Source organism: Stenotrophomonas sp. MMGLT7 (genome assembly GCF_021168555.1).
Classification (GTDB): Bacteria; Pseudomonadota; Gammaproteobacteria; order Xanthomonadales; family Xanthomonadaceae; genus MMGLT7.
In genome coordinates, this window is record NZ_JAJOZS010000039.1 from 1 (window position 1) to 1,497 (window position 1,497).

1 protein-coding gene is annotated in these 1,497 nt (G+C 73.4%); it reads left to right on the top strand.

Annotation, left to right across the window (positions count from 1 at the left end):
* Positions 1 to 64 precede the first annotated feature (64 nt).
* Positions 65 to 1,497 (top strand): type VI secretion system Vgr family protein (locus tag LRX76_RS18695; protein WP_231807137.1); only part of this gene is annotated, 1,433 nt, incomplete at its 3' end.

Genomic DNA, 1,497 nt, shown 5'->3' on the forward strand with positions numbered 1-1,497 from the left:
CGCCATAAAGTTGACGCGCCCGGTGTTGATTGCAACGGGCTGCAGGGACAAGGAGCGGTAGTACATGAAGGAGAGCATGCGCGCGGCCCTGGGTGTGCTGGCCGGCCTGGAGCAGCAGACGCGGCTGCACCGGCTGGACCTGGACGGCGCGCCGCACGAACTCGTGGTCGAACGCTGGAGCGGCGCCGAACGCCTGTCCGGCGACAGCACGTGGTGGGTGGATTTCGTCGCCACCGAGGCCGACCTGGCGCTGGAAGACTGGCTCGGCCGGCGTGCGACGCTGTCCACGCGCCTTTCCGGCGGTGGCGAGGCGGCCCGCAGCGGGCTGGTGCACGAAGCGCATCTGCTGGGCAGCGACGGCGGGCTGGCGCGCTACCGGGTCGGGATCGTGCCGTGGACGTGGTGGCTGGGACAGGGGCGGCACAGCCGGGTGTTCCAGGAGCGCACGCTGACGGAGATCGTCGAGGCGGTGCTGGCCGGCTATGCGCCGCAGGCGGTATGGGCGTGGAGCGAGGAGGTGCCGGGGTTCCTGGCGCAGGCCCGCCCGCGCAGCTATTGCGTGCAGTACCGCGAGAGCGATGCGGACTTCGTCTGGCGGCTGCTGGCCGAGGAAGGGCTGGGCTGGCGGATCGAGGAGCACGCCGAGGCGCCGGCCGGGCACCGGCTGGTGATCTTTGCCGACAGCGCGGCGCAGCCGCAGGACGCCGGCTCGGCACGAGACGGCGGGGTACGCTTCCATCGCAGCGACGCGACCGAGGCCGCCGACAGCGTGCAGGCCTTCGGCGCGCGCCGCAAGCTCGGCTCGGGCCGGCTGACCCTGCTGAGCGAGGACTACAAGACCCGGTCGGCGGTGAGCGCGCAGCTGCCGCTGCATGGCGGGGGCGGAACCTCGCTGCGCGAGCAGTACGAGCCGGTGGGGATGTACGCCTTCGCCGACGCGGGCGAGGCCGAACGCTATGCCGGGCTGCTGGCGCAGGCGGCCGAGTCGCAGTGGTCGGGCTGGCAGGGGCGCAGTACCGCGCGCACGTTCCGCGCCGGTACCTGGTTCGCGCTGACCCAGCTGCCGGGCGCCGAGTCGGCGCAGCAACTGCTGCTGACGCGGGTGCAACACGCCGGGGTGAACAACCTGCCGGTGGATCTGAGGCAGGCGCTGCAGGCGCGGCTGGGGCCTTCGCCGGCCTGGCCGGAGGCCGAGGCGGCGGCCTCGCGCGAGACCTGGGAGCAGGCCGAGGCGGTCGGCTACGCCAACGCGTTCGAGGCGATCGAGCGCGCCCGGCCGTGGCGTCCGGTGCTGGCCGACGGCACCGGGGCGCGGCTGAACCCGTGGCCGACCGCGCCGGGCTACCAGAGCGCGGTCGTGGTCGGCGCCGAGGGGGCGCAACAAGGCGAGGTGCACGCCGACACGCTGGGGCGGATCCGGGTGAAGTTCCACTTCCAGCAGGGCGAGCAGGCCGACGATCGCAACAGCTGCTGGATCCGGGTGGCACAGCGCTACGC